The organism is Candidatus Accumulibacter phosphatis (assembly GCF_012939955.1).
GTDB lineage: Bacteria > Pseudomonadota > Gammaproteobacteria > Burkholderiales > Rhodocyclaceae > Accumulibacter > Accumulibacter delftensis.
Window position 1 is genome coordinate 1 of sequence record NZ_SPMY01000010.1, and the last position, 19,355, is coordinate 19,355.

Consider the following 19,355-nt stretch of genomic DNA (forward strand, 5'->3'; position numbering starts at 1 on the left):
TTCGTCCCGCGAGGGAGAAGGCGTTTCGTGAGTCGCATACGCGACTTTCACATTAACGGTCATGACACGTGGAGACACCCCAAATCATGAAAGTCATGACCGTTTCCCTCCTTCCCCCTGCCCCTTCTCCCGCAGGGGGAGAAGGGAGGTTCGTGAGTCGCATACGCGACTTTCACATTAACGGTCATTGCAGTTGCGGCCGCCCCGGATCATGAAAGAAAATTCGAGTTGGGAAGCGATGGGTAGAGGTCGCGCAAAGCTTTGGCGGCTCGACCCCGAACTTTAACGTGACCTGCTGAACCGACTCGTACCCCGGATTGCTGCCATCGAGCGCACACATTAAAAGGGCCGTTGGCGACCTGTCGCCTTCAGGCAACTTCGGTTCTGGCACCCACCGCCTCCCGCTTTCAAGTTTATTGCGAAAGGAGACGGTATGGAACTGGTTCCGATCCACAAGCGGGTCATTGGACTCGACATTCTTTGAGCTTTTCGTACTGAACAGGAAGTGGTCAGGTCTTTCCTTTTGCCCTCTCCGTAAGATTTCAACCGGCGATCTCCAAGCGTCTCTCGATCCGGTCGATGCGCGCCTTTATCTGGTCGATACTCGACTGCTGCCGGATGATTTCTTCGTGGTTATGCGCGCCGTCGCGCCGGCCGGCAGCCATGCCTGCTTCCAGGCTGGTGAGGCGAGCACCAACCTCTCGCATTTCGCTCTCAAGGCGGTCTTGTCCGGCTCGCAAGGCGCGCAGGTGTTCAAGAATCAAATTTTCTACGTTGTCGGTCATGGCCAAGACTCCTTTGCTTGAGTCTATCCCTGGGGGAGGGAATTGCCAAACAGTTGAAATCGCACACCAAACATGGCTGGCGGGCAAAGCCGCCCATTAGGCTTGACGCGGGCAGGGCGTCAGACGTGCCCCCAGCCGCACCCGCCAACCTCACCCGCAACTCCCCACCGCCCCACAAGCCGTACAAAAATCGCAGCCATCCTTCCTGATCATCGTCCGGTTGCCGCATTCCCCGCACAGCTTCCCGGCCGTCGGCTTCGCAGCCGTCCCGCCAGCCGGCGCTTCGAGAATCCCCATCTGCTGCAATGGCAGGCCGTTCTCGTCGAGGATGCCGAGCATCGCGTAGCGGTGGATGATCAGTTGCGCCAGATAGGCGACGGTGGAGGTGTAGTTGGTCTGGCGACGGGTGCCGGGGACGAAGGCCATGAAGTCGCCGAGGGGCTCGGGGTAGTCGAGCAGCTTTCTGAGCTTCATGCCGATCCAGGCCGGGTCTACGACGCGCATGTCGAGCGAGAGCAGCTTGGTCAGGCCGTCGAGGGCGCGCGGGTAGTTGCCGGCGAGCCATACCGAGTAGGGGCGGGTGACGCCGTCGGGGAGGGTGATCTCCTTGAGGCCGAGGACGAAGTCTTCGCCGGTGGCCGGGTTGAAGACATCGACGGTCCAGGAGAGGGTTCCGTCGGTGCCGGTCTTTGGCTCCTTGAGGCTGAACATGGCGTCGAGTACGGGCGTCGGGCCGTCGTGGTTGAAGGCGCCGATTTTCTCGACGCGGTGCTGGATCAGTTGCGCGACGGCGGCGACCACCGAGGGCATGCGCTTGCGCTCGCCATGCGGCGGGAAAGCCATCTCGAAGCCTTCGTCGCCGGGGGTCTTGGCCAGGGATTCGAGCTTCAGCGCCAGCCAGCCGTGGTCGTTGGCGCGCATGTCCATGGACAGCGTCTTGGCGACGGCGCCGAGGCCGCGCGGCTGCTCGGGGCCATTGACCCAGACTTCGAAAGGCCACTTGCGACCTTCCTGGTCGACGTGACCGACGAAGAGCGCGAACTTGCCGTGCATGTGCTCGATCATGTAGGTCCAGGCCATGTTTCCTTCCGGCAGGTTCGGGCGGTTCGGCCAGCGCAGGCTGGCCAGCACCGGCGCCGGCAGGGTCTTGATCGACAGGCGGCGGTTGGCGTCGCCGCTGACGAAGTCCTGCGGCTGCTTCTTCTCTTCGGCTTGCTTCTTCGATTCGACCGAGAGCACCGAGCCCATGACGCTATTCGGGCGGTAGGTGGCGAGGCCCTTGAGGCCGGCTTTCCAGGCGCTCATGTAGAGGCCCTGGAATTCCTCGTAGGGGTAGTCGGCGGGGACGTTGACCGTCTTCGAGATCGAGGTGTCGATGTACGGGGCGACGGCGGCGACCATGTCCTTGTGCGCCTTGGCCGAGATTTCCAGCGCCGTGACGAAGTAATCGGGGAGTTTTTCAACGTCGCCGCCGAGGTGCTTGTAGAGCCGCCAGGCGTAGTCTTCGACGGCGTATTCCTTGAGCGTGCCATCGGCCATGCGCTTCTTGCGGCTGTAGGTCCAGGAGAACGGCGGTTCGATGCCGTTCGAGGCGTTGTCGGCGAAGGCCAGGGAGATGGTGCCGGTGGGTGCGATCGACAACAGGTGCGAGTTGCGCAGGCCGTGCTTGCGGATCTGGCTCTTGATGTCGTTCGGCAGTCGTGAGGCGAAGTTGCCGCCGGAGAGATAGAGTTCGGCGTTGAACAGCGGGAAGTGGCCGCGCTCCCTGGCCAGCTCGACCGACGCCAGGTAGGCGCTGTCGCGCATGTATTCGGAGATGCGCGCACCCATCGCCGTCGCTTCGGGGCGATCGTAGCGCAGGCGCAGCATGCACAGGGCGTCGCCGAGGCCGGTGAAGCCGAGGCCGACGCGGCGCTTGTTGTTGGCTTCGTCGCGCTGCCGTTCGAGCGGCCAGGCGGTGACGTCGAGGACGTTGTCGAGCATGCGCGTGGATACCTTGACCACTTCGCCGAAAGCGGTAAAGTCGAACTCGGCGCGCTGGCTGAAAGCGTCCTTGACGAAGGGCGTCAGGTTGATCGACCCCAGGCAGCAGCAGCCGTACGGCGGCAGCGGCTGTTCGGCGCAGGGGTTGGTGGCCTCGATCACTTCGCAGTAGTAGAGGTTGTTGTCCTTGTTCATGCGGTCGAGGAAGAGGATGCCCGGCTCGGCGTGGTCGTAGGTCGACTTCATCACCTGGTCCCACAGGTCGCGGGCGCGCACGCGGCGGTAGACCCAGATGCCGTCTTCGCGCTGGAAGGCGCCGGCACGTTTCATGTCGCTGTTCGGCTCGGCGCGGTGTGAGAGTTCGACTTCGGCGTCGGCTTCGACGGCTTCCATGAAGCCGTCGGTGACGGCGATCGAGACGTTGAAGTTGGAGAGGTCGCCGTGGTCCTTGGCGTGGATGAAGACTTCGATATCGGGGTGGTCGCAGCGCAGCACACCCATCTGGGCGCCGCGGCGGGCGCCGGCCGATTCGACGGTTTCGCAGGAGCGGTCGAAGACGCGCATGTAGGAGACCGGACCGGAAGCGCGCGATTGCGTGCCCTTGACCAGCGCGCCCATCGGCCGGATCGACGAGAAGTCGTAACCGACGCCGCCGCCGCGGCGCATGGTTTCGGCGGCCTCGGCGAGCGCGCTGTAGATGCCCGGCTTGCCATCGACGATTTCCACCACCGAATCGCCGATCGGCTGCACGAAGCAGTTGATCAGCGTTGCCGCCAGCGTCGTGCCGGCGGCCGAGTTGATGCGTCCGGCCGGGACGAAGCCGGTTTCCTGCGCCCACAGAAAACGCTCTTCCCAGTGCGCGCGCTGCTTTTCGTCCTCGTTGGCGGCGAGTGCGCGGGCGACGCGGCGACGCACGTCATGGACCGAGGTTTCCTTGCCCTTGGCGTACTTTTCGACCAGCACCTCGACGGAGATTTCCTGCTCGGCAAGCGGCGTGATGGCGGGTGCCTCGTCGACGGCTGACAGGGGTAGCTGGTGTTCAAGCTGGCTCATGGGTAATTCCTCCGGTGTTTTTTTTGTGTGGGCGTGTTGACGACTTGTGTGGTCGATTGTTCTTGCGGGTGCTACGTTTCTCGGACAGGCGATTCATGAGGCGAGCCTATTGACGCGGGCTGGCTGGCGTCGGCTTTGGCTCCTTTGCGGCTACGAGTGCAATAGTGCAAAGCTACTGTATGTAGTGTGCAAAGGCAATATCTTGACTAAATGTAGTTTTTTGCGCCGTGGCTTTCCGGGGCGCGGGAAAAGCCGTGAAATCACGGCCTTGCGGAAGTCCAGGGCGGCAGAATTTTTTTTTCGGCTGCGCTGCGGGCAGCGTCGGCAGCCGCGATGCCGCGGCCGTGAGCGTAGCCAGGCGGAGCGGCACGGCGAAGAGCACACGAGGGGCGGGGAGAAAGATGTACTACGTCGCAGCGCAGCGGCCGAGGCGAGAGAAGCCCGCCCCGGCCAAGCGTGCGGCAGGTGGTTTCAGGTGCTCGCCTGCTTGGCGCGCGCGGCGTGCGCCATCAGTGCGGCGATGACGCAGGAGGCGATGCGCGTTTCGGAGGTATCGGCGCGGCTGGTGAGGACGATTGGCACGCTCGCACCGAGGACGATGCCGGCGCTCAAGGCGTTGGCCAGGTATTCGAGCTGCTTGGCGATCATGTTGCCCGATTCGAGGTCGGGAACGACCAGTATGTCGGCGCGACCGGCGACCGCCGAGACGATGCCCTTGGTCTTGGCGGCGACCAGAGAAACAGCGTTATCGAAAGCCAGCGGGCCATCGACCAGGCCGCCCCTGATCTGGCCGCGGTCGGCCATTTTGCACAGTGCGGCGGCGTCGAGGGTGGACTGGATCTTGTCGCTGACTGTTTCCACCGCCGAGAGAATCGCCACCTTGGGTTCGGGCGTGCCGATGATGTGCGCCAGGTCGATGGCGTTCTGCACGATATCGACTTTCTCCATCAGCGTCGGCGCGATGTTGATCGCGGCGTCGGTGATCATGATCGGCCGTGGATAGGTGGGAACGTCCATCAGGAAAACGTGGCTGATACGCCGGCCGGTGCGCAGACCCGAACGGCTGGAGATGACTTCGGCCATCAGTTCGTCGGTATGCAGGCTGCCTTTCATGAGTGCTTCGGCGTCACCGCTGCGAATCAGGGTCACCGCCATCGCCGCCGATTCGTGGCTGTGCTTGCAGTTCACGATGCGGTAGTCCTTGAGGTCCAGGCCATTTTCCTCGGCGACGGCGCGGATGCGCTGCTCGGGTCCGATCAGGATGGGGTCGATGAGCCTGGCTTCGGCGGCCAGCAGCGCGCCCTTGAGCGATTCGCGATCGCAGGGGTGCACCACCGCCATGTCGATCGGTGCCAGGCCCTCGGCGCGCGACACCAGGGTCTGCAGGCGCGCGTATTTGTCCGAAATGGTGATTTCCGGCATCGCCTTGCGCTTGGTGATGATTTTTTCGCGCGGCGCCAGAACTTCGGCGCTGCCCGAGACGACCAGCAGCTGGTCCTGGTTGTGGCAGTTGCAGTCAAGCAGGATGTGCCGGTTGCGGGCGAATTTCTGGCCGACGGTGACGGTTACCGTGAGCGTGTCGCCGATCGCCACCGGCCGCGCGAAATGCAGCGACGATTCGACCATCACTGTCCCCGGGCCGGGGAATTGCGTGCCGAGCATGGTCGACAGCAGCGAGGCGCACCACATGCCGTGCGCGATGAAGTCCTGGAAAACGCCGCTGTGACTGAAATCGGCGTTGGCCAGTGCCGGATTCATGTCGCCCGACATCAGCGCGAACAGCTTGACGTCTTCCGGGCGCAGCGTACGTACCAGCGACGAGCTGTCACCGACGTTGATTTCGTCGTAGGTTCGGCTTTCGAGGAATTCCAGGGGGGTTTCGAAGTGCATGGTGGTGCTCCCAAGGGGACTGATCAGCGCGCATTATGCTGCAACGCAGCACGAAAATGTAGAGCGATTTATGGCGCGTAGCGAGATGGCAGTCCAGTGGCCTTTTGCCTGATGGCCGTCACGCTTGTTGACCTGCATCAGCACCTGCCGCCGTCGGAGGCTCTAGGCTTGGCCAGGAAATCGGCAAGGGCGCTGTCGTACTGGAGACGGTGATGAGCAAGGAATGCTTTGACGCGGAACGACTTGAGGAGCTGCTACGGCCGGTCGTCGACCGCCACAAGGGTGATCCACTGCAGCTGGTGCAGATCCTGCGCGAGGCGCAGGAAGTCGTCGGCCATCTGCCGGCGGCCTTGCTGACCGCCATTGCCCGGGCGCTCAAGTTGCCGCGGGCGCAGGTTGAAGGCGTTGCCGGTTTCTACTCCTTCTTCCATCTGACGCCGCCCGGCCGCTACCGGGTGTTGTTCTCGGACAACATCACTGATCGCATGCTCGGCAGCGGCGAACTGCGCGATCGCCTGTGCAACAAGCTGTGGATCGAGCGCGGCAAGGTCTCCGAGGACGGCCTGCTCAGCGTCGACACCACCTCGTGTACCGGCATGTGCGATCAGGGGCCGGCGCTGCTGCTCAATGGCCAGCCGCTGACCCGCCTCTCGGGCGAACGCATAGACCGTATCAGCGAGCTGATTCGCGCCCAGGTGCCGCTGGGCGACTGGCCGGCCGAGTACTTTCGGGTGGCGGACAACATCCGTCGCCGCGATACCCTGCTCTCTGCCGAGTGGGCCGCCGGCGAAGCGCTGCGGGCGGCGATTGCCCGCGGCAGCGAAGCGATGCTTGCCGAAATGAAGCTTTCGAATCTGCGCGGGCGTGGCGGCGCCGGTTTCACCACCGCCATCAAATGGGAGTCGGCGCGTCGCGCCGAATGCCATGCCGAGGCAGACGGTCAGGCCGGTGCGCGCTACGTCGTCTGCAACGCCGACGAGGGCGAGCCCGGCACTTTCAAGGATCGCGTGCTGCTCAGCAGCTATGCCGACCTGGTCTTCGATGGCATGAGCGTTGCCGGTTTCGCCATTGGTGCCAGTAAGGGCCTGCTCTATCTGCGTGGCGAGTACGCCTATTTGCTGCCGGCGCTGCGCGAGAATCTCGAGCGGCGCCGACGTAGCGGCCTGCTCGGCCGCGCCCTGTGCGATCAGGCCGGCCTGGACTTCGAGATCGACATCCATCTCGGTGCCGGCGCCTACGTCTGCGGCGAGGAAAGCGCGCTACTCGAGTCGCTCGAAGGCAAGCGCGGGATCCCGCGCATTCGCCCGCCGTTCCCGGTCACCGCCGGCTATCGCGGTCAGCCGACGGTGGTGAACAACGTCGAGACGCTGTGCAAGGCGGCGCTGATCGCCATCCGGGGCGGTGCCTGGTTTGCCGGTCTCGGCACCAAGCAATCGACCGGTAGCAAGCTGCTGTCGATTGCGGGTGATGTCGAGAGGCCGGGGATCTACGAGTACCCCTTCGGCGTTTCGGTGGAGCAGGTGCTCCAGGACTGCGGTGCCGGCAATGCGCAGGCGGTGCAGGTCAGCGGACCTTCGGGCGTTTGTCTGGCAATGCACGAATTTTCGCGCAGCATCGCTTTCGAGGATGTGCCGACGGCGGGCGCCTTCATGGTCTTCGGGACGCATCGCGACATGTTCGAAGTGGCGCGCAATTTTGCGCATTTTTTCAAACACGAAAGCTGTGGCTTCTGCACGCCCTGCCGGGTTGGTACGTCGCTGGTCGCCAACTGCATGGACAAGATCGGCAAGGGCCTGGGCACGCAGTACGAGATCAACCAGATCTTCAGGATTCATCGCCTGCTGCATGCGGCCAGCCATTGCGGCCTCGGCCAGGCAGCGTGCAACCCGCTCTTCGATACCCTGCAGAAGTTTCGTCCGGCCTACGAGCGGCGGCTGTGCTCGCTCGACTTCGAGCCGGCTTTCGACCTCGATCAGGCGCTGGCGGCGGCGCGCCAGATGACCGGTCGTGACGACCCGGCGGCACATTTCGGTCTCGCCGCCAGACTTCCGGGAGTGGCCCCATGAACCAGCCCAGTATCCTCCTCGACGGTCTGCCGGTGCCTTTCGTCGACGGGCAGACGATCATGGACGCGGCGATGGCCGCCGACATCTTTATTCCGCACCTTTGCCATCATCCCGAGTTCAAGCCGCAGGGCAGTTGCAAGCTGTGCACGGTCAAGGCCAACGGGCGCTACGTGTCGGCGTGCACCCTGCCGGCGCGCGACGGCATGGAGGTCGAGAACAACTCGCCGGATCTCAACGACAAGCGACGCACCTTGTTGCAGATGCTCTTCGTCGAAGGCAATCACTTCTGCCCTTCGTGCGAAAAAAGCGGCAATTGTATGCTGCAGGCGCTGGCCTACGAGCTGGAGATGCTCAGTCCGCACTTCGACCAGTTCTATCCCAACCGGCCGGTCGATGCGTCGCACCCGGAGGTGCTGCTCGATTTCAATCGCTGCATTCTCTGCGAGCTCTGCGTGCGGGCCAGTCGCGACCTTGACGGCAAGAGCGTCTTTTCGCTGTCCGGGCGCGGCATCACCAAGCACCTGATTGTCAATGCCGAGTCCGGGCGGCTGGCCGACACCGATTTTTCCTGGGCCGACACGGCGGCGCACGTCTGCCCGGTCGGCGTGATCCTCAAGAAGCGCAGCGGCTTCGCGGTGCCGATAGGCAAGCGCCGCTACGACGTCGAGCCGATCGCCAGGCAGGTCGAGCGCCTGGCGGCGCGTCGCGCCGATGAGGAGAGCTGAGATGGATGCTGGCGCAGGAAACACCGAAGTGCGCAGGAAAGTGCGTCTGGCGACCGCTTCGCTGGCCGGTTGTTTTGGCTGTCACATGTCCTTGCTGGACATCGACGAACGCCTCTTCGAGCTCCTCGAACGCGTCGATTTCGACCGCTCGCCGCTCACCGACATCAAGCACTGCGGTCCCTGCGACATCGGCCTGATCGAGGGCGGCATCTGCAATGCCGAGAACGTGCATGTGCTGCGCGAGTTTCGCCGCCACTGCAAGGTGCTCATCGCCGTCGGTGCCTGCGCGGTCAATGGCGGCCTGCCGGCGCAGCGCAATCATCTCGACCTCGGCCAGTGCCTGCAGGAGATCTACCTGACGGCGCCGGACATCGTCGGCGGCCAGATCCCCAACGACCCGGAACTGCCGCTGCCGCTCGACAAGGTGCATCCGATCCACGAGATCGTGCGCATCGATTACTTCATCCCCGGCTGCCCGCCATCGGGCGACGCCCTCTGGAAGTTCCTGACCGATCTTCTCGAGGGGCGCACGCCGCGTCTCGGGCATCCACTGCTGCATTTCGACTGAGGGCGTCGCCATGCGCACAGGTACAGGAGCAGGCAGGAATTTCGAACTGGAGACCGCGTCCGCCGACGCAGGCGCACTGCGCCGCGTCGCCATTGACCCGGTGTCGCGAGTCGAGGGACATGGCAAGGTGACACTGCTGCTCGACGACAAGGACCAGGTGCAGCAGGTGCGCCTGCACATCGTCGAATTCCGCGGTTTCGAGAAATTCATCCAGGGCCGGCCGTACTGGGAAGTGCCGGTGATGGTGCAGCGTCTGTGCGGCATTTGTCCGGTATCGCATCATCTGGCGGCCGCCAAGGCGCTCGATCATGTCGTCGGCGCCAGCCGCCTGACGGCGAGCGCCGAGAAGCTGCGCCGGCTGATGCACTATGGGCAGATCCTGCAGTCGCATGCCCTGCACTTCTTTCACCTCTCGTCACCGGACCTGCTCTTCGGCTTCGAGAGCGAGGCCGGCCGGCGCAACATCGTCGGTGTCGCCGCGGCCTTCCCTGAAGTCGCCCGGCAAGGGGTGTTGTTGCGCAAGTTTGGCCAGGAGGTGATTCGCCTGACCGCCGGCAAGCGGGTGCATGGTACCGGCGCGATTCCGGGTGGCGTCAATCGCGCGCTGAGCCGCGAGGACCGCGACGGCCTGCTCGCCGACATCGGCCAGATCGTCGGCTGGAGCCGCGATGCGGTGCAGCTGGTCAAGCGTCTGCACGCCGCCGACCCGGCGCTCTACGACGTTTTCGGCGCTTTCCGCTCGAACATCCTGTCGCTGGTCGGCGCCGCCGGCGCGCTTGACTTTTACGACGGTCAGTTGCGCGTTCGTGACGCCGACGGCGGCATTTTCGTTGACGGCTTCGACGCACAGAACTATCACCAGCTGATTCGCGAGGAAGTCAAAGCCTGGAGCTACATGAAGTTTCCCTTCCTCCTGGCGCTTGGCCCCGAGCAGGGCTGGTACAAGGTCGGGCCGCTGGCGCGGGTGCAGAATTGCGACTTCATTCCGACCCCGTTCGCCGAAGTCGAGCGCCGCGAGTTCATCGACTACGGCCAGGGCAAGCCGGTGCACGCGCCGCTGGCCTATCACTGGGCACGCATGATTGAACTGTTGCACGCCGCCGAGACGATCGCCGAACTGCTTCACGACGATGATCTGTCGGGCAGCGACTTGATCACCGCTGGCCAGCGCAAGCGCGAAGGGATTGGCGTTATCGAGGCGCCGCGCGGCACCTTGATCCACCACTATCAGGTCGATGACGACGATCTGGTCAGCAGTTGCAACCTGATCGTGTCGACGACCCACAATAATCAGCCGATGAACGAAGCGATCCGCCGGGTTGCGCGCCGCTACCTCAACGGGCGAGAGCTCACGGAAGGCCTGCTCAACCACATCGAAGTCGCCATCCGCGCCTTCGACCCCTGCCTGTCCTGCGCCACGCACGCGCTTGGCAAGATGCCGCTGCAACTCGAACTTCAGGATGCGGCGGGTGAAGTGGTCGGGCGCCTGCGCAGCGCTTCGTGAAGCACGCGGGGAGACGCCGATGTCGCTGCCTCCGGTCCTGATTCTCGCCTGCGGCAACCCCAGCCGCGGCGACGACGCGCTCGGGCCGCTGCTTCTCGAGCGTCTGCAAAACTGGCTGGACAGTGCTGGCCTGGCCGCCGGCTTCGATTTGATCCGCGACTTCCAGTTGCAGATCGAGCATGCGCTGGACCTCGTCGGCAGGCGGCTGGTGCTGTTCATCGACGCGGGTGAGCAGAGCGCGGCGCCTTTCGTCTTTCGTCAGGCGCGCGCTGCTGCTGGCCGCGATCTCGCCAACCCCGGCACGCATGCCCTGTCACCCGAGGCCGTGCTGGCGGTGCTGGCGCGCATCAATCACGCCGCGCCGCCGCCGGCTTTCGTGCTCTGCGTGCGCGCGGAGTGCTTCGCCTTGGGCGCGGGCTTGAGCCCTGCGGCGAGCAGCCATGCCGAGTGTGCGTTTGAACTCTTGCAAGCCTTGTGTCGGGTCGCCAAGCTTGAGGCCTGGATGAGTCAGCTGACGTGAATAGGCGCCTGGCGGTGCTCGTTCAGCGCTTCAGTTCCGGGCTGCTGTTCCAGGCTGCTGTTGCTTGCCCGGGGAGCAGGGCCCAGCCGCCAACGGCCGCTTTTCGGCTTATCATGCCTGCTTTATCCGGGTTCGGTGCGCAGTGTTTCTTCCTTGCTCCGCATCGGCGATGCGTTTTCAGGGCAATGTATGTGGAAATCAGTTCTCGCCATTTCGATCGGCGCGGCGCTTGGCGCACTCCTGCGCTGGCAGCTTGGCATCCGGCTCAACAGCCTGTTTCCGACCATTCCGCCGGGCACGCTGGTCGCCAATCTGGTCGGCGCCTACCTGATCGGCCTGGCGGTCGCGTTCTTCACTTCGCTCTCGGCGATCTCGCCGGAATGGCGGCTGCTGATCATTACCGGTTTCTGTGGCGGGCTGACGACCTTCTCGGCCTTCTCCGTCGAACTCACGATGTTGCTGCAGCAGGGACGGACTTCCTGGGCGCTCGGCGCGGTGGCGGCACATGTGGTGGGTTCGGTGTTGATGACCTTCGCCGGCATCGCCACCGTCGCCTGGGCGCGCGCTGGGTCCTGATTGGCGGATCCTCCGGCCTTGCGATAGCCGCGGTCGGCAGGAGGCCGGTATCGCGTCGGCGGGTTGGTGCGCCGGTCCGCGGGAATCAGCCGCCGCGGAAGGCGCGCACGCCGAGGATGACGCCGCCGACCAGCAGGGCGATACCGATCAGTGCGGTGCTGCCGGGTAGCGCACCGCGCAGGATGAAAGCATAGGCGAAAGCGGCCAGGGTTTCGAAGACGATCAGTTGGCCGACGAGGGCGGCGGGCAGCAAGCGGCTGGCCCGATTCCAGAGCAGGGTGCCGAGCCACGAAGCGCAGAATCCGAGGATCAGCATCAGGCCGACGTAGCGCCCGGCGCTGGCGCCGAGCGGAAAATCGAAGCCGCCATGCGACTGGAAATACAGCCCGGCAGCGGCCATGCCAAGCAGCGCCAGCGGCAGTGTCGCCAGTCCCTGGGCGATGGCCCAGGTGCCGGAAGCCAGCGCAGGTCGTTGCTGCAACCAGCGCGAATTGCGCAGCGGGTACCAGGTCCAGGCCGCGACCGCCGCCAGGGCGAACAGCGTTCCCAGGAAGTAGTCCTGTGCGCTGTGGCGGTCGTCAAGGAGCGCCATCTCGTGGCGGTTCACCAAAGCGATACCTGTGGCGATGACCAGCAGCGACGGTAGCAGCCGGCGCCAGGGCAGCGCTGCGGCGCTGAAGTTGGCGACGATGGCGATGACGATCGGCAAGGTGCCGATGAGCATCGTCGGCAGCGGGGCGTCGGCGAGCTGGACGGCGGCCGACAGGAAGAGGTAGTAGAGGATGTTGCCGACCAGTGCCAGTTCGAAAGCCTTTTCCCAGTCCTGTCGCTGCAGGCTTTGCAGTCGTGGCCAGTCGGTGCAGGCCAGCAGCAGGGCAATCACCCCGAAGCTCAGATAGCGCCCGAAAGAAAGCATCGCCGGCGGATAGTCGGGCAGCATCAGCGGGACGACGAAAACGAGTCCCCAGAGCAGGCCGGCGCCGAGTGCGCAGCTCACCCCTTCGAGCAGGACGCGCCCGGCGGGCAGCGGCGGCCGGGCACGCGGCAAGCTGGCCTTGGCAGCCACGGTCAGCGCCGTCTGCTCAGCAGGCTAGGAGCGAAAAGCGGCCAGGCTGGGTAGCTGGGGCAGTTCGACGGCGTCGAGCATGTTCTTGATCACCAGGCCCAGTTCGGTGTCGCCGACGATCGACAGCTCGCGGCTGAAGAACAGGGTGTCCGGGTCCTCCTGGCGCGCCAGCAACTGCAGAAAAGCCGAGAGGTTGGCGCTGAACGACAGGTCGGGTGTTTCGGGTGACTTTGGCGCTTTCCACAACGGCCGGAACAGGCCGTCGCGGTAAGTGAAGCGTGCCTGCCCTCCGGCGTCGAGCACCTCAACCAGAAAGCTGCGCCCTTCGAGCAGTGCCAGACTGTCGTCGGGCAGCAGGCCGATCCTGGCGGCGGCATTCAGCCCCGTGGCCAGCGCCAGCGAGTGCGGCCACTGCGGCAGGCGCGTGCCGAGCGAAGCGACCAGCGCCGGTAGTTTGAAACGGGGTATTGAAAAACCCTGGCTCATGAACACACTCCTTAATGCGAAAGTCGCGTATGCGACTCACGAAACTCCCTTCTCCCTCGCGGGAGAAGGGTCAGGGGAAGAGGGGGGAAGGTCATGATCAGGGGTGTTTCGACCGTTCATGACCGTTCATTCCTACGTCCGTAGTCGGCTGATGGCACGCGATACCGGCGTCGCCGAACCAGTAGCCGTTGACCAGGCCTTCACTGGCCCAGGTGCTGGTGTCGGGTGCTGGCTCTTGCCCGTTCCGGGCGGCGTCGAAAGCGGCGATGATGGCTGTCATGGCCTGCGGCTGTGGGCTGATGCGCAGCACCTCGACGCCCATCTTGAGCAGTTCCGGCACCTGTGGCAACAGATTGTAGGTCTGCGCGGACATCGTCTGGATGCCGTTGATGGCCAGAAATGGCTGTCCTTCGCGTGTGCGCAGGGTCATCCCCTCGGGATGATCGAGACACTTGAACTGGCAGTCGTCCTTGTTGAGGCCGTAGTAGCGCGCCGTGAAGCAGCGCGCCGAGAAGGCCAGCGGCAGCTTGCCGAAAACGAAGACCTCGGTTTCGACGCCGGCCGGGCGGCTGCGGTGCAGCGTCTCGATCAGGCGGCGGTCCCCTTCGAGCGGCGGCACCCAGCGTTGCATGCCGTAGCGGGCATAGGTCGCCAGGGTGACTTCGTTGTAGATATTCAGGTGCGCTCCGGCGACAAAAGGGCTGCCGGCGGCGACATTCACTGCGCCGAGATCGTTGGCTTCGAGGCGACAACCGGGGATTTCGCCGAGCTCGGCACAGAGGCGCCGCAGCATTTTCAGGTCGCCCTCGGATTCGAGCAGTGCCTGTGCGGAAAGGACGACTTCCTTGCCGGCGTCGGCGAGGTCGCGCGCCAGCGCCAGCCAGTCGGTGACGCGAATCTGCTGGCGCCGCGAGCAGACCACTTCACCGATGTAAATGATATCGATCGCCGGGTTGTGAGCCATTTCGGCGTAGAACTCGAAGACTTCGTGTTTTGGCCAGAAGTAGAGCAGCGGCCCAAGAGAGAGTTTCATGGTGTTCCTGGCCTTAATGTGAAAGTCGCGCAAGCGACTCACGAAACTCCCTTCTCCCTTGCGGGAGAAGGGGCAGGGGAAGAGGGAAACGGTCATGACTTTCATGACCGCTAGCGCCACGGGCGGTTGTAGGCGCCAAGGGTGACCTGGCTGCCTTCGGAAACGTGCGCCAGCTCGGCCTGCCAGGCGGGTTTGACGTGGAAGTTGTCGGGATCTCTCGCCAGTTCGTCGAGCGCTGCGCGCAGGGCGCGCGTCACTTGCGCAACGTAGGCCGGGCTGCGCTGTCGTCCCTCGACCTTGATTGCTGCGACGCCGATGGCGGCAATCTCCGGCAGGACTTCAAGGACATTCAGGCTGGTCGGTTCTTCGAGCGCGTAATAGGTGTCGCCATTGACCTCGAAGCGTCCCTTGCACAGCGTCGGATAACCCGCCGGCTCGGCGTCGCCGAAGCGGTCGATGAGAATGCCGTTGAGGCGGGTGCTCATCTCGCCGGGCGACTTCTCCCACTTGACGTACTTCGCTGGCGAACAGGCGCCAACGGTATTCGGCGATTCGCCAGTCGCGTAGGAGGACAGCCAGCAGCGGCCTTCATTCATTACACACAGACTGCCGAAGCCGAAAACCTCGATTTCGACCGGTGTGTTGCGGATCACCGTCTCGACTTGCGCCAGCGTCAGCACGCGCGGCAGCACCGCGCGGCGGACACCGAATTCGCGCTGCGCAAAATTGACCGCTTCGTAGCTGGTCGCCGAACCCTGCACCGAGAGGTGCAGACGCAGCTCGGGGTGGCGGCGGTTGGCATAGTCGAGCAAGCCGACGTCGGCGAGGATCACCGCATCGACGCCGAGATCGGCCGCGCCATCGACAGCGCGCTGCCAATCGGCGGCGCGTCCGGGCTGGGCGAAAGTGTTGATCGCCATCAACACCTTGCGCTGCCGCGAATGGGCGTAGCGCAGTCCTTCGACCATCGCCTTGCGGTCGAAATTGAGGCCGGCGAAGTTGCGCGCGTTGGTGTCGTCGCGGAAGCGAGGTAAACCGCGTCGGCGCCGTGGTCGACTGCGGCTTTTAGTGCCGGCAGGCTGCCAGCGGGGCAAATCAGTTCGGGAACGTGCGTGCACGACATGCGAAACCTCGGCGAAGCGGGTCAGTGAAGAGAACTGGCCAGTATAGTCAGGGCGGCCATCCGGCTCTTGATTCGGGTCAAGTTCGCAGCAATCGCCTTAGGGCAGGCGGGCACGCAGGCGGCGCAGATACGCCAGCCCGCGTATCGCCCGACTGCCATACCAGGAAACCATTTCACCGTCGATCAGCGTGGCGCGTGTGCTCGGCAGCTGCTCCGCCAGTTGGCGCAGGTGTTTTTCGCGAAACGGGTAGGGTTCGCTGGAAAGCAGTAGCCAATCCGCTTGCCCGGCCAGTGCCGGCAAATCGACTTCCGGGTAGCGCAGCGCGCTTTCGACCGGCAGGCTATCCCAGCCGGCGGCGGCCAGCATTTGCGAAATATAGGTGTCGCGGGCGACGCTGAGCCAGGGCTGCTGCCAGATCAGGTAGAGCACCTTTTGTCGCGGCAGGGTCGCGGTCTGTGCGCTCAGGGCCGCCGATTCGCGCTCGAAATCGGCCGCCAGTGCACGCGCCCGTGCTTCGACCTGCGGGTCGCGGCCGAAGATGCCGCCGAGCAACTGGTAAAGCGCGAGGTTGTCGCGTACCGCCAAGGGGTGGGTAACGATCACCTGCGGCACGAAGGCATGCAGGGCGGCGACTTCTTCGCGGCGGTTTTCGTCGATATTGACGAGCACGTGCGTTGGCGCCAGCGCGCGTAGTTTTTCGATCGCAAAACCCTTGGTGCCGCCAAGCTTCGGCAGCCGGCGAACGACATGTCGCGGATGGACGCAGAAGCCGGTGCGGCCAACGAGGTGCTCGGCGAGGCCAAGATCGACCAGCAGTTCGGTGAGGCTGGGCACCAGAGAGACGATTCGCGGCGTCTCCGCGTAGCGATCGTGTCGCTTGCCGATCGCGTCAGACCATTGCATGATTGGCGTTTTGAGGTGAGAGAATGGGGGGAGACAAATGCTAGCGCAAAAACTTGCCGTCGTTACCGGTGCCGCGCGTGGGCTTGGCCTGTCGGTGGCACGCGATTTGGCAGCGGCCGGATGCTGGGTCTTGATGGTTGGCCGCAATACCGAAGCGATCGAAGACGCGGCCCGGCAGCTGCGCGAGAGTGGCCACGACGTCTTTCCGCACACTGCTGACGTGACTGACGCCGGTGCCGTCGCGGCCCTCGCCGCCCGCCTGCGCCGCGAGTTCGGGCGCGTCGATATTCTCGTCAACAATGCCGGCGTGTTTCTCGAACGCAAAAACTTCGCACAGCCACAGGCCGGCAGCGTACTGGTTGTCGATGCGGAGATGGTCGCCGCCACCTACGCCTGCAACGCGCTGGGACCGCTGCGTCTGATTCAGGCAATTGTTCCTCTGATGCGCGAAAACGGCTACGGGCGCATCGTCAATGTTTCGTCGGGGATGGGGCAGTTGTCCGACATGGGCGGCTCCTGGCCCGGTTATCGAATGTCGAAAGCGGCGCTCAATGCCTTGACCTGCCTGACCGCTGCCGAACTCGCGGCGACTCCGATCAAGGTCAATTCGGTTTGCCCCGGCTGGTGTCAGACGGAGATGGGCGGCAAGGACGCCAGCCGTAGTGCCGATGAGGGGGCGAAAGGGATCGTCTGGGCCGCGCTCTTGCCTGACGACGGCCCGAGCGGTGGTTTCTTTCGCGATGGCCAGCCGATCGACTGGTAGGGCTGCGCGAGCTGCCAGCGGAGATGTGCTCGGTGGTCGCCTACTCGGCTGCGGCTTGTCGTGGTTTGCGTGGGGCAGCGACCATCAGCCGGTCATAGACAGCGTTCGGCAGCAGCCGTAGCAAACGGGCAAGGACGCCCATTTGCCAGGGAACGACGACATAGCTGCAACCCTTGGCGATGGCCCGCGCAAAGCGCGGTGCGGCGGCCTCGGCGGACATCAGGAAGGGCATCGGGAAGGGGTTGACAGCGGTCATCGGCGTGCTGATGTAGCCGGGAGAGAGTGTCACCACCTTGACTCCCGAAGCGCGCAGTTCGACACGCAGGCTTTCGAGATAAGCAATCACCGCCGCTTTCGAGGCGCTGTAGGCCTCGGAACCGGGCAGGCCGCGGATGCCGGCGACCGAGGCGATGCCGACCAGCCGCCCGCGACCGGCGCGGCGCATGGGGCCGATGAAAGGCGAGAAGGTCGCCGCCATTCCGAAGAAATTGGTGTCCATGATCCGGCGAATGGCATCCAGGTCTTCGGCGTGCTCGCTCAGCGTGCCCATCGAGATGCCGGCGTTGGCAATGACGATATCGGGAACGCCGCGATCGGCCATGAAGTCTTCGCCGGCGGCACGCAAGGCGGCAGCGTCGGTGACGTCAAGCGGGTAGCAATGGACCTGCCCTGGCCAGCGCGCGGCCAGCTGTTGCAGCGGTTCGGAGCGGCGCGCGCAAAGCCCGAGCTGCGCCCCTTGCGCGGCGTAGTAGTCGGCCAGTGCCTGGCCGATTCCCGACGAGGCACCGGTGATGAACAGCTTGGCGGGGGGCGCCGGCATGGCGGCTCCGCGGGCGCTCATCGCGCCTGCCGGCTCACTTCTTCGGCTTCTCGCTGCGCGCCTTGTCGATCACCTGCTCGGTCAAGGCCAGGAGATCGCCGTAGCCCTTGAGCTCCTTGCTGGAGACGAGATACTTGCCGTCTACGGCGAGAGCCGGAACTCCCTTTATCTTGTAGGCGTGCGCCATCTGATCCGCACGCTTGGCCTGGCTGAGAACTCCGAAGGAGTTGTAGGTGGCGGTGAACTTCGCCTCATCGATACCCTGTGCGCTCACCCAGGCGATGATGCTCTTGTCGTCGAAGAGGCGCTTGTTCTCCTGATGCAGGGCGCGGAATATGGCCGCATCGAGCTTGGCCAGTTCGCCGCTCGCTTCCAGCGCGTAATACAGCCGCGCCAGGCTGGCCCACTGTGGGCGTCCGAAGGAGATCGGGACGCGTTTGAAGACCACGTCGCTCGGCAAGCCTTTGGCCCACTTGCTGACCAGCGGGTCAAAGTCTGCGCAATGCGGGCAGCCGTAGGAGAAGAATTCGAGCACTTCGGTCTTGGCCGGATTGTCGGTGACCTGCGCCGGGACGATGGCCACGTAATCACGATCGGCCACCACTTCGGCGCGCGCCGGTAAGGCCATGGCCAGTACCACCAGGGCGATCACGGCCAAGCATCCACTGATGCGTCTTTGCATTGTCTTGTTCTCCTTCCTTGTTAGCGTCTCAGAGTGCTTGTGCGTCTGAGTGTTTGCGTAGCGGACTCAGTCCTTCTTGACGACACGGGCATCGATACCCTGCCTGGCCAACTCGCCACGCAGGATGCTGACTTCTTCCATGCGTGGGTAGGGACCCAGGCGAACGCGGTACCACACCTTGTCCTGCAGCATCACCTGTTGAATTCGTGCCTCAACGCCCATCAACGCCAGCCGAGCCTTCTGGTTGTCCGCTTCAGCCACATTCTGGAACGAGCCGGCTTGCAGGTAAATGGGCTTCTTGAGCAGCGCTTCCGCTTCGGCCTTCTTGTCTTCGGGCTTCTTGTCCTCGGCCTTCCTGTCTTCCGGCGGCCGAACGTCGATCGGCTTGATTTCGAGCGGTTTTCCCTCCAGCGGCGGGATGGTCGCCGGCAGGCGTTCGGTCACGCGGGGTACGCGCTGTGTCGGGTCGGGAATGGCTTCGGCGTTGCCGGGCAGGATCTTGTAGAAGTCAAAGCGCGGTTTTTCGGGGGTCGTCGAATCGCCAGGCTTACCAGGCAGCGCAACCGGTGCCGGGGGGGCGGGCGCCGCTATTTCCGGCGTCGGTTCCGGGCGCGGCGCGTCGCTGACCGGTGACGGCAATTTCGCTTGCTGGCCGGTGGTGGTGAAAGGCAATGGCACTTTGTTGACGTACCAGACCACGCCAGCCACGGCAATGACGCCGACGACTAGGCCAATGAACAGTCCAAGCAGAGTGCCGCCGCCCGAGGTCTTGCGGGGAGGCGTTCTACGGGGTTGTTTCATGTCTCGA

General features: G+C 64.3%; 17 protein-coding genes and 1 pseudogene. 7 read left to right on the forward strand and 11 right to left on the reverse strand.

All coding sequences use genetic code 11. From position 1 onward, the window contains the following. Positions 1–542: 542 nt before the first annotated feature. The 3 genes from E4Q23_RS03405 to E4Q23_RS03415 all read right to left on the reverse strand — a co-directional run bounded on the left by E4Q23_RS03405 (position 543) and on the right by E4Q23_RS03415 (position 5,711). Positions 543–791, reverse strand: coding sequence for a hypothetical protein (locus tag E4Q23_RS03405; protein ID WP_169065329.1), 249 nt, complete (start codon positions 789–791; stop codon positions 543–545). Between the two features lie 144 nt (positions 792–935). Then, positions 936–3,821: an adenosylcobalamin-dependent ribonucleoside-diphosphate reductase gene (locus E4Q23_RS03410; RefSeq protein ID WP_169065330.1), complete on the reverse strand. Its 2,886-nt coding sequence runs from the start codon at positions 3,819–3,821 to the stop codon at positions 936–938. 471 nt (positions 3,822–4,292) lie between these two features. Further along, a complete protein-coding gene (locus E4Q23_RS03415) occupies positions 4,293–5,711 on the reverse strand; it encodes a bifunctional enoyl-CoA hydratase/phosphate acetyltransferase (RefSeq protein WP_169065331.1) in 1,419 nt (472 codons plus the stop codon). 212 nt (positions 5,712–5,923) lie between these two features. On the opposite strand from E4Q23_RS03415, the gene E4Q23_RS03420 reads away from it, so the two are divergent. The 6 genes from E4Q23_RS03420 to crcB all read left to right on the forward strand — a co-directional run bounded on the left by E4Q23_RS03420 (position 5,924) and on the right by crcB (position 11,670). Beyond that, positions 5,924–7,777 (forward strand): NAD(P)H-dependent oxidoreductase subunit E, encoded by a 1,854-nt coding sequence (locus E4Q23_RS03420; protein ID WP_169065332.1) that lies wholly within the window; start codon positions 5,924–5,926, stop codon positions 7,775–7,777. Next, positions 7,774–8,502: a 2Fe-2S iron-sulfur cluster-binding protein gene (locus tag E4Q23_RS03425; RefSeq protein WP_169065333.1), complete on the forward strand. Its 729-nt coding sequence runs from the start codon at positions 7,774–7,776 to the stop codon at positions 8,500–8,502. The genes E4Q23_RS03420 and E4Q23_RS03425 overlap by 4 nt, the downstream gene beginning before the upstream one ends. A gap of 1 nt (position 8,503) precedes the next feature. Then, positions 8,504–9,070 (forward strand): NADP oxidoreductase, encoded by a 567-nt coding sequence (locus tag E4Q23_RS03430; protein ID WP_169065334.1) that lies wholly within the window; start codon positions 8,504–8,506, stop codon positions 9,068–9,070. A 10-nt stretch (positions 9,071–9,080) separates the two neighbouring features. Continuing rightward, complete coding sequence (locus E4Q23_RS03435; protein WP_169065335.1) at positions 9,081–10,574, forward strand: Ni/Fe hydrogenase subunit alpha; 1,494 nt, start codon at positions 9,081–9,083, stop codon at positions 10,572–10,574. Positions 10,575–10,593: 19 nt separating this feature from the next. Then, a complete protein-coding gene (locus E4Q23_RS03440) occupies positions 10,594–11,094 on the forward strand; it encodes a hydrogenase maturation protease (RefSeq protein ID WP_169065336.1) in 501 nt (166 codons plus the stop codon). Between the two features lie 189 nt (positions 11,095–11,283). After that, complete coding sequence (crcB, locus tag E4Q23_RS03445) at positions 11,284–11,670, forward strand: fluoride efflux transporter CrcB (RefSeq protein WP_169065337.1); 387 nt, start codon at positions 11,284–11,286, stop codon at positions 11,668–11,670. An 85-nt stretch (positions 11,671–11,755) separates the two neighbouring features. Here crcB and E4Q23_RS03450 read toward each other — a convergent pair whose 3' ends face one another. The 5 genes and pseudogenes from E4Q23_RS03450 to E4Q23_RS03470 form a co-directional block, all read right to left on the reverse strand. Beyond that, positions 11,756–12,736 carry a DMT family transporter gene (locus E4Q23_RS03450; protein ID WP_291995783.1) on the reverse strand — a complete coding sequence of 327 codons (981 nt, stop codon included), beginning with the start codon at positions 12,734–12,736 and terminating at the stop codon, positions 11,756–11,758. A gap of 24 nt (positions 12,737–12,760) precedes the next feature. Continuing rightward, on the reverse strand, positions 12,761–13,222 hold the full coding sequence (ubiT, locus tag E4Q23_RS03455; RefSeq protein WP_169065338.1) for a ubiquinone anaerobic biosynthesis accessory factor UbiT: 462 nt from the start codon (positions 13,220–13,222) through the stop codon (positions 12,761–12,763). A gap of 97 nt (positions 13,223–13,319) precedes the next feature. Continuing rightward, positions 13,320–14,255: a U32 family peptidase gene (locus E4Q23_RS03460; protein WP_169065409.1), complete on the reverse strand. Its 936-nt coding sequence runs from the start codon at positions 14,253–14,255 to the stop codon at positions 13,320–13,322. Between the two features lie 110 nt (positions 14,256–14,365). Next, positions 14,366–15,378 (reverse strand): annotated as a pseudogene (gene ubiU, locus E4Q23_RS03465) (ubiquinone anaerobic biosynthesis protein UbiU). 97 nt (positions 15,379–15,475) lie between these two features. Then, the gene (locus E4Q23_RS03470; RefSeq protein ID WP_169065339.1) at positions 15,476–16,282 is read right to left on the reverse strand and encodes a helical backbone metal receptor; all 807 of its coding nucleotides are present in this window, start codon (positions 16,280–16,282) and stop codon (positions 15,476–15,478) included. A 37-nt stretch (positions 16,283–16,319) separates the two neighbouring features. On the opposite strand from E4Q23_RS03470, the gene E4Q23_RS03475 reads away from it, so the two are divergent. Beyond that, positions 16,320–17,045 carry an SDR family NAD(P)-dependent oxidoreductase gene (locus E4Q23_RS03475; RefSeq protein WP_169065340.1) on the forward strand — a complete coding sequence of 242 codons (726 nt, stop codon included), beginning with the start codon at positions 16,320–16,322 and terminating at the stop codon, positions 17,043–17,045. 40 nt (positions 17,046–17,085) lie between these two features. Here E4Q23_RS03475 and E4Q23_RS03480 read toward each other — a convergent pair whose 3' ends face one another. From E4Q23_RS03480 to E4Q23_RS03490, 3 genes are all read right to left on the reverse strand, one after another. Beyond that, a complete protein-coding gene (locus tag E4Q23_RS03480; RefSeq protein ID WP_211203627.1) occupies positions 17,086–17,865 on the reverse strand; it encodes an SDR family oxidoreductase in 780 nt (259 codons plus the stop codon). Between the two features lie 34 nt (positions 17,866–17,899). Continuing rightward, positions 17,900–18,547: a thiol:disulfide interchange protein DsbA/DsbL gene (locus tag E4Q23_RS03485; RefSeq protein ID WP_169065342.1), complete on the reverse strand. Its 648-nt coding sequence runs from the start codon at positions 18,545–18,547 to the stop codon at positions 17,900–17,902. Between the two features lie 66 nt (positions 18,548–18,613). Continuing rightward, on the reverse strand, positions 18,614–19,348 hold the full coding sequence (locus E4Q23_RS03490) for an SPOR domain-containing protein (protein WP_248595216.1): 735 nt from the start codon (positions 19,346–19,348) through the stop codon (positions 18,614–18,616). Between the last annotated feature and the right edge of the window lie 7 nt (positions 19,349–19,355).